This window comes from Thermogutta sp. (assembly GCF_014359955.1).
GTDB lineage: Bacteria > Planctomycetota > Planctomycetia > Pirellulales > Thermoguttaceae > Thermogutta.
Genome location: NZ_JACIYL010000139.1, coordinates 1 through 7,684 on the forward strand (window position 1 = coordinate 1; position 7,684 = coordinate 7,684).

The window sequence follows — 7,684 nt, forward strand, 5'->3', positions numbered from 1 at the left end:
CCTACGTGGGAGCTCAAAATCTGGACAAGGCGTTTCAGATTCGGGATGATCTGGAAAAACTGGTGGCGGGCAGCAATGACGCCGAGGCAACCCGACGCTTGACACTCGTCTACGTGGGGCTGGGGCGGCAACTGGAGGAGCAGTTGACCCGGCTTCGCAATGAAGGAAAAAGCGAAGAAGTGGATAAAGTGCTGAAAGGTTTCACGGCGTTTCTCGAGGCCATTCAGGAGCGATCCGAAAGTGTCGATTTTCGAGCCCTCAACTGGGTTGCCGAGACATTTCTGGGGCTTGCCAAAGGTTTGGATCCGGGAGGGCCTGCCGTCCCGGAACAGGCCAAGGAATACTACACCAAAGCTATGCGGACCTACCTGGAATTGATTGATAAATGTCAGAAAGATCCGCAGTTTGGGCCCCCAGAAGCCACGATTGCCCTCAAAGTGAGGCTGGCCAGCGCACTCCGAGGTCTGCGTTTATTCGATAAGGCCCTGGCCGTTATCATCAACGTGATTGACAAGGAGGGAAAGGAGAACCGGTTGGACGCCCAGATTGAGGCTGCCCAAATCTATCAGGAATGGGCCGAACAGCCGGGCAAGGAAGAGTATTACGAATACGCCATCCGGGGTGGATATGAGAAAAACGGGCGATATCTCATCTGGGGATGGGGCGGAATCGCACGCCGTGTCGCGATCAATTACACAAAGTATCAGGATATCTTCCATCAGGCCCGATATAATCTTGCTCTGTGCCGATTCAAACTGGCGCAGAAGCAGACGGGAGCCAAGCGTCAGGAACTCCTCAAACAGGCCATGCTCGACATTCAGCGTACTTATTTGCTGTATCCCGAGATGGGCGGCAAAGAATGGTATACCCGATACGATAAGCTGGCCCGGACGATCCAGCAAATGTTGGGACAACAAAACCCTCAGGGGTTGCGAGCATTTGAAAGTTCCGTTCAGGCGAGGTCCACTGCGTCCTGAGAAACTTTTCCCGAACACAATGCGGAAGCCAGCAATAAACTGACACAAGCATGACTGCGAGTATTGAGGAGTGTTCCGCCATGCGTGATGCGTTGAAAAAGACGGGTGTTACCTTCGTCACTGTCGCAATATGTCTCTTCGCGGTCGCCAGCGCGTGGGGGGATGTCATACGGGTGGGGAGTGAGACGATCCGAGGAAGAATCACCAGTATGACGCGAACGGAGGTTGTCGTTAACATGGGGACAACCCCGCGCACGATCAGTGTCAATCAAATCCAAACGATCGAATGGGACGGAGAACCGGCGCTTCTCAAGTCGGTGCGAGCGGCGTTCGAAGTTTCCCGCTACGAGGATGTGATGAGCATCCTCGACAAAATTAAGGTCGATGATTCAACACGGCCGGAAGTCCGCCAGGACATCGAGTTTTATCGCGCAGCCGCCGCGGCGCATCTCGCGCTGGCAGGTTCCGGGTCGATCGACGATGCAGGTAAGCTGGTGGCGAACTTCATCATCAACTATCCGAACAATTACCATTACTGGGAGGCGACCCGGCTGGTCGCTGAGTTGCTCCGCGCAAAGGGGAGTGTCGATAAGGCGATCGAATACTATCAGTTGATTGCTCAGGCACCGTGGCCGGAATACAAGGCTCAGGCGGGCGCCGCCATCGGCTGGGCCTATCTAGAGGCCAAGAAGATGAGTGAGGCCGAGAAAGCCTTTGATCAGGTCATATCCCTGCAAGTTTCGGGAGATGACACACCGAAGCTTCTGGCCATTATCGGCAAGGCGCGATGTCTGATCGCTCAGGGACAAACGGATCAGGCCATATCCATGATCCAGGACATTCTCAAGCGGCCCGATCTCGTAGAGAATGCGGAGGTTATGGGCCGGGCTTACACCGCCCTCGGTCTGGCGTACCGACAGGCGGGGCAGATTAAGCAGGCCATCATGGCGTTCCTTCATGTGGATTTGATTTACTTCCGCGACGCACCCTCTCACATCGAGGCACTTCAAAATCTGGTGCAGTTGTGGCCGCAAGTCCAGCATCCTGAACGGGCGGCTGAAGCAGCGCGGGTCCTGAAGGAACAATACGGGCGGGAAGTGGCGGTGACGAACTGACCCGCGGTTGCCCGTGGTGGATAGGGGCCTTCCCGTGATTCTGAAATCCGAGGGCCGTGTTTACTCTCCTAATCGAGGTTGTGTAAACTAGAGCAATAATCGCGATGCTGTGAGAGGCACGTGGAAGAAAGATGTGTGCTCTCACCTGTGTCGTGGTTGTTTTCCTCGAAGAGTTTTCGGAACAGAGGTGTTGAGAGGCGTTTGCTTGAGCATGTCGGGTCCGTTAGGCCAGTGACGGAGGTTTTCATGCGACAGGGTTTTTTCTCGACGTGGACCGGGGCGGTTGTGGCGACACTTGCCGGTCTGACGCTGTTTTTGGGGGTGGTGCCGTACTTCCCCAGGTTTGTGGAACGGATCGCCGCGGCCGAGGAAGCGGCACCGGCAGATGATCAGTTGCCCGAGGCCGCTCCGGAAGACCAGGGTGCGGCCGCCCCGGACACGGAGGCAAGACCCCAGGAAAAATCCGTGCTGCGATGGTTTTTCGAGTCCCTCGGCTGGACGTACACGCTAGCTTTTTTGACGATTTCCTTTTCGTTCGTGGCCCTTTTGGTCATGAACCTGGTGTCGTGCCGTCGGGAGGCGGTGATGCCGTCCGCACTGATTGACGGCTTCGAAACGCTTTTCAATGAGAAAAAGTTTCAGGAGGCCTATGAACTGGCCAAGAACGATGATTCATTCCTCGGGCAGGTGCTCTCGGCCGGACTCGCCAAGCTCTCGGCAGGGTATTCCCAAGCTATCGAAGCGATGCAGGAAGTCGGTGAAGAGCAGGCCATGCGAATGGAGCACCGATTAAGCTACATCGGTCTGATTGGCACGATCAGCCCGATGGTGGGGCTGCTGGGAACCGTGGATGGTATGGTGCGATCGTTCAGCGTCATCGCCAATAGCACGACGACACCAAAGCCATCCGAACTGGCTCGGGGTATTTCCACCGCGTTGATCAGCACGCTGGTGGGCTTGATCATCGCCATTCCCGCTATCATCGTGTACGGTTTCTTGCGGAACCGTATCGCCCGTCTGGTGCTCGAAGTAGGGATTGTGAGCGAAGGTTTGATGTCCCGATTCTCGACCGCCGTACCTCGCAAGTGATGAGGGATTTTTGACGCGGAAGAGCGGTTGCCAGCCTGATCCGGCCGAGGTAGAGGGCGGGCTTTAAGCGGAGTGGTTGCTCATGCGATACAAAAGAGGTCGCCAAATCCCGGACGCTGAAGGCGACATGACGCCGATGATTGATATGACTTTTCAGCTGATCGCCTTCTTTATGATTTTGATAAACTTTTCGGAAGGCGATCAGAATCAGTTGATTCGGCTTCCCGCCAGCGAACTGGCCAAACCACCTGATACCGCCCCTGCCTGGCCCATCACCCTTCAGATGACTGCCCGCGGAACCGTCTTTTACGGGGTGGACGAGTTCACGCTGGAGAACCTCCGGCCTGTTCTGGAAGTGGAAAAGGAGCTGATTTGCCGCTGAGGCGGTGATTTCCGGAACACCACCATCATCATTCGGGCGGATCGATATGCCAAGACCGGGCGTGTTCAGGAGTTAATCCGGCTGTGTCAAAGCGTGGGATTTGAAAAATTCACCCTCCGGGCAAGGCAGGAGAGTCCATAGCATGAAATTCCGTGGATCCGGCAAACATACCGGGGGAAAGATCGAACTAATGATGACGCCGATGATCGACGTCGTCTTTCAGCTTCTCACATTCTTCATCATGACGTTCAAGATCACCGCCCCCGAAGGAGACTTCTTCATCAAGATGCCGCAGGCGGCACCCAGCGCCGGGGTGCCCTCGGACGTGCAGTTGCCACCGATCAAGGTTCGGATGACCGCGGGGGCTGGAGGCGAACTCGCCGGGTTGTTTCTGGCAGAACGACGACTCTCCAGTTTTGCCGAGTTGCGTGATCAAATCCGCGCGCTTGTCGGCGACGCTTCCGGACCTGGGGGAGCGAGCGATGCCGAGGTGGAGCTGGATTGCGATTATGACCTCCGTTATGAGTATGTGATCCGAGCCATCACCGCGGTATCGGGTTACGTCGGTCCGGACGGTCAAATCGTCCGAATGGTTGAGAAAATCAAGTTTGCTCCGCCTCACAAGGAAGGCTCGTGACGCGCGAGGGGCGTTCCCTCGGTAATGCCTTATCCCCTTGACGGTCATCCAGAGCGTCTCTCCCTCTGCGACTGCCTTGCCGCGACTGTCAGCCTGTGTTCGCCCCAGCTTTCAAGTTCTCGCCCAGCCGCTTGTTTGCCGATGGCTGAACTCCCGCTGTCCCAGATTCTTTCCGGAATAACGCCTGCCCCCCGGCTGGGCACGGGTGGATCACCCCCGCGGATGGAAGCGTTTGTGAATGGCCTTCAGGCGAGTGTAATCGACGTGGGTGTAGATCTGTGTGGTGGCGATCGAAGCATGGCCGAGCATTTCCTGAACGACACGAAGGTCAGCGCCCCCGGCCAGCAGGTGTGTGGCAAAACTGTGTCGGAGCGTGTGCGGGCTGATGTCCGGCGGCAGACCCGCCCGGAGGGCGTAAAACTTCAGCAGTTCCCAGATACGCTCCCGGCGCAGTCGTTTTCCTCGGTATGACACGAAGGCCCAGGGAGGGGGAGACAGGCAATTTTTAACAAGCAGGGGACGCTCCCGCGCCACGTACTCCTCAAAGGCATCGATGGCTCGTTGTCCCAGTGGCACCACCCGCTGCTTATTGCCTTTCCCACGACAGAGACAGTATCTATCGGCCAGATGAACATCCTCCAGCTTGAGCTGGGCGACCTCGCTCACTCGACAGCCCGTCGCATAGAGGAATTCCAGGATGGCCCGATTGCGCAGGAAACACCTGTCGTAGGGCCGGGGACTGGCCAGCAGGGCCTCGACCTGTTGAGGAGAAAGCACGCTGGGCACTCTCTCCCACACTTGAGGGCTATTGAGCAGCTCGGCATGGTTGTGTTTGAGAATCCCCTCGAGTTGCAAATAGCGGAGGAAAAGCCGCAGCGAAACGAGATGCCGGGCAAGGGAGGTTGGGGCCAGACCCCGCTCATGCAGCCAGCCCACATAGTCCGACAGGTCCTGAATGCCCAGCGAGGCGATACTCCGGCCACCCAGCCATTCAGTGAACCGGCGAATATCCCTGGCGTAGGCCTTCACGGTGTTGTCTGCGAGGTGGCATTCGGCCGACAGATAGTGAGCGAAGGCGTCCTGCCAAGCTATGGTGAGACGCTGAGAGTCGGGACGCTGGGGAGTCAGCTTTCTCCGTGCGGGGCTCATTGGTGAAAAGCGGCGATCGCGCGCGAACGGCAAACGAACAATTTAGAAAGAAAGTCCCCTGTCACGGATTTCGGCAAATTGAGGGGTTGAATCTCGCCAGTGCCACACGACTCGGTAGGACTGACAGATCCGCTATTTTCTGCCCAATTCGCGGAGTTCGCAGTTGCGTGCTCACTGCGGCTCACACATAGCATCCTTCATCCATGCCGAGATACATCTTCAGCTCTTCGAAACGTCTGGCGTAGTACTCGGTGGACGAGTGAACGTGTTCCGCTTCTGTGATGAATCGGATCTGTTCGTCATTGGGAATTCCATGTCCTTTGAGGATCCGTTCAAACGAGCGGAGATCCGATCCGTAGCAGATGAGGAGTTTGTGCTCGTCGAACTGGACTTCCAGGGGAATATCCGGATTGAGCACGGCGACGCCGGTACAACCATCGTTGAGCAGAAGGTCTTCGAATTCCCAGAGAACGCTCTTCAACACCGGCATGTCGATATCTTCGCGGTAAAGGTCGTGATGACCCGGTCGATCCCGATTGTGACTTGTCTCAAGGACGACGTCCACCTCGTCTCCCAGTGGGTCGAGAAGCTCCATGAACGTGTCGAAAAGCCGTTCCTTCGATACGGAGGCCATGAGGACTGGAATGACGGTTTTGCCGTTGTCGCTGCGGTAGATATCGTGACGATATCCTTCCCGGGGAACGACCTGGAGATCATAGGAGGGGCGAATTGCGTCGGTCAGGGTGAAGTTACCGTATTTAGCAATGCGGAGATGGGCTTCCAGCTCCTCCTCGCTCAGATGTTCGAAGCTGCTGCGGAGTTGTGCCTGAGAACCTTCGCGTAACACGTTTCTGATGAATTTTTTAAGAAAGCCCATCGCTGCGTTGCACCCTCGTATTTCCGGAAAATCTTGCACAATCTGCTGTTGCTGAAGTCGTAGGTCTCCAAACAACTCCAGGAATACCGGCACCGCTCCTTGTTGTTTGTTGTGGGATTCCTGTTCCCCCGCTTTTAACCTAGTACATTTTTTGGCGGAACCTGGTACTATTCCCTCCAAATCCCAACATCTTTTTTGTTGCGATCCCCTATATAATCCGCCCTGCGTTTCGGTCCGCGAATCATCGCGGTGAAAAGCCTGACGGAATCCCAACCACTGAGCTGTGGCGTTCACCGCTATCGCCACCTGCCTTGGAGTGATTCCGCGACGAGTTCTCTAGTGGAACTCTAGCATTAAAATTGATAGCGTGCGGCCATGAGATGGCATTCCCCGTCCCATTTCGCAGGCATGTCGTACCCGCCGTGCCGTAGAGGGAAAGTCGGGAACGTGAAGAGCCCACATCGAATGGCTAAAGAAGACTGAACGAGCCAATTGTGCGCAATCCGGGGGATGACAGCCTTCTGGCTTTCCGCGTCGAAGCCTTCAAGCAGACAGACGCTCCCGGAGCCCGGGGAGCTTTTTCGTGGGAATTTTTTCATGTGGCATCGTCCTGTAGGATCCTCAACGAGCACGGCGCCGGCTGACATCGAAAAGTGGTCCCGTTTTCTCATGGAGAAGCCCGGGCTTTGGGGTTTGTTCATGATCGTTTGCCTGTTGGTGGACATAATCTCTGTCGGCTGTGGGCGCCAGGGCAGTCCATCGGTAGCGACATCCCCAGCCGAACAGACCCCGGCAAACTGGAAATCTTCTCATCAGGCCCGGGAGTATTGGTATCTTCAATCGCTTTTTGGTGAAACCGTTGGCTACGAAAGAATGTCCGTGCGATTCATAGACGGTCCGTCGCCGGGCTGTCGTGAGGTAGAAGGAGAAGTTGTACTCCGCGTAAAGAGGATGGGAACCCCGGTTTCCGTGGTGACGCGGTACCGATCCGTGGAAACGTGTGAGGGTCATCCCCGTGAGTTCACGGTCACGGTGGAACAGGGCAAAGCACTCGCGGAATACCGCGGTCGAGTTGACGGCAAACGGCTTATGCTGGAAACGATCGTAGCGGGAAGAACCGCTCAACAAACCTTCGATCTTCCCGCGGATTGCCGGGGCTTCCTGGGACTCCAGGATTGCCTCTGGGAAAAACCCATGCAGCCGGGGGAAGTGCGCGAATTCTCCTGCCTCATGCTTGGAGTGAATGGGGTGTGTCGGGCAAAAGCCCATGCTCGCGATTACGAAGTCATCCAGCTTTCAGGACGTGAATCCCGACTTCTCCGCATAGAAATTCTCTACACGTTACCGGGCAACCAAAGGTTAGAGCAAACCGCCTGGTCCGATTCGTCGGGCATAATTGTCAAACAGAGAATGGACTCGCCTCCAGTTGAAGCCGTGCTCGTGTCGAAGGAACGTGCT

At 56.2% G+C, this 7,684-nt stretch carries 8 protein-coding genes; 6 read left to right on the top strand and 2 right to left on the bottom strand.

Annotated elements, in window-relative coordinates; all coding sequences use genetic code 11:
* From H5U08_RS06285 to H5U08_RS06305, 5 genes are all read left to right on the top strand, one after another.
* Positions 1-977 (top strand): hypothetical protein (locus H5U08_RS06285; RefSeq protein WP_297031351.1); only part of this gene is annotated, 977 nt, incomplete at its 5' end.
* Between the two features lie 80 nt (positions 978-1,057).
* Complete coding sequence (locus H5U08_RS06290) at positions 1,058-2,092, top strand: tetratricopeptide repeat protein (protein WP_297031352.1); 1,035 nt, start codon at positions 1,058-1,060, stop codon at positions 2,090-2,092.
* Positions 2,093-2,338: 246 nt separating this feature from the next.
* On the top strand, positions 2,339-3,181 hold the full coding sequence (locus H5U08_RS06295) for a MotA/TolQ/ExbB proton channel family protein (RefSeq protein WP_297031353.1): 843 nt from the start codon (positions 2,339-2,341) through the stop codon (positions 3,179-3,181).
* Between the two features lie 82 nt (positions 3,182-3,263).
* Positions 3,264-3,563 (top strand): biopolymer transporter ExbD, encoded by a 300-nt coding sequence (locus tag H5U08_RS06300; RefSeq protein ID WP_297031355.1) that lies wholly within the window; start codon positions 3,264-3,266, stop codon positions 3,561-3,563.
* A 142-nt stretch (positions 3,564-3,705) separates the two neighbouring features.
* Positions 3,706-4,200, top strand: coding sequence for a biopolymer transporter ExbD (locus H5U08_RS06305; protein WP_297031357.1), 495 nt, complete (start codon positions 3,706-3,708; stop codon positions 4,198-4,200).
* Between the two features lie 210 nt (positions 4,201-4,410).
* Here the strand turns inward: H5U08_RS06305 and xerD are convergent, their stop codons facing one another.
* Both xerD and H5U08_RS06315 read right to left on the bottom strand, forming a co-directional pair.
* A complete protein-coding gene (gene xerD, locus H5U08_RS06310) occupies positions 4,411-5,349 on the bottom strand; it encodes a site-specific tyrosine recombinase XerD (RefSeq protein ID WP_297031358.1) in 939 nt (312 codons plus the stop codon).
* A gap of 181 nt (positions 5,350-5,530) precedes the next feature.
* The gene (locus H5U08_RS06315; protein WP_297031360.1) at positions 5,531-6,319 is read right to left on the bottom strand and encodes a hypothetical protein; all 789 of its coding nucleotides are present in this window, start codon (positions 6,317-6,319) and stop codon (positions 5,531-5,533) included.
* A gap of 504 nt (positions 6,320-6,823) precedes the next feature.
* Here H5U08_RS06315 and H5U08_RS06320 point away from each other — a divergent pair.
* A partial coding sequence (locus H5U08_RS06320) for a hypothetical protein (protein WP_297031362.1) occupies positions 6,824-7,684 on the top strand: 861 nt, incomplete at its 3' end.

What these genes read in the sequence shown, in the direction of transcription:
- H5U08_RS06290 (WP_297031352.1), top strand. Translation starts at nt 1,058, where the DNA reads ATGCGTGATGCGTTGAAAAAGACGGGTGTTACCTTCGTCACTGTCGCA.
- H5U08_RS06295 (WP_297031353.1), top strand. Translation starts at nt 2,339, where the DNA reads ATGCGACAGGGTTTTTTCTCGACGTGGACCGGGGCGGTTGTGGCGACA.
- H5U08_RS06300 (WP_297031355.1), top strand. Translation starts at nt 3,264, where the DNA reads ATGCGATACAAAAGAGGTCGCCAAATCCCGGACGCTGAAGGCGACATG.
- H5U08_RS06305 (WP_297031357.1), top strand. Translation starts at nt 3,706, where the DNA reads ATGAAATTCCGTGGATCCGGCAAACATACCGGGGGAAAGATCGAACTA.
- xerD (WP_297031358.1), bottom strand. Translation starts at nt 5,349, where the DNA reads ATGAGCCCCGCACGGAGAAAGCTGACTCCCCAGCGTCCCGACTCTCAG.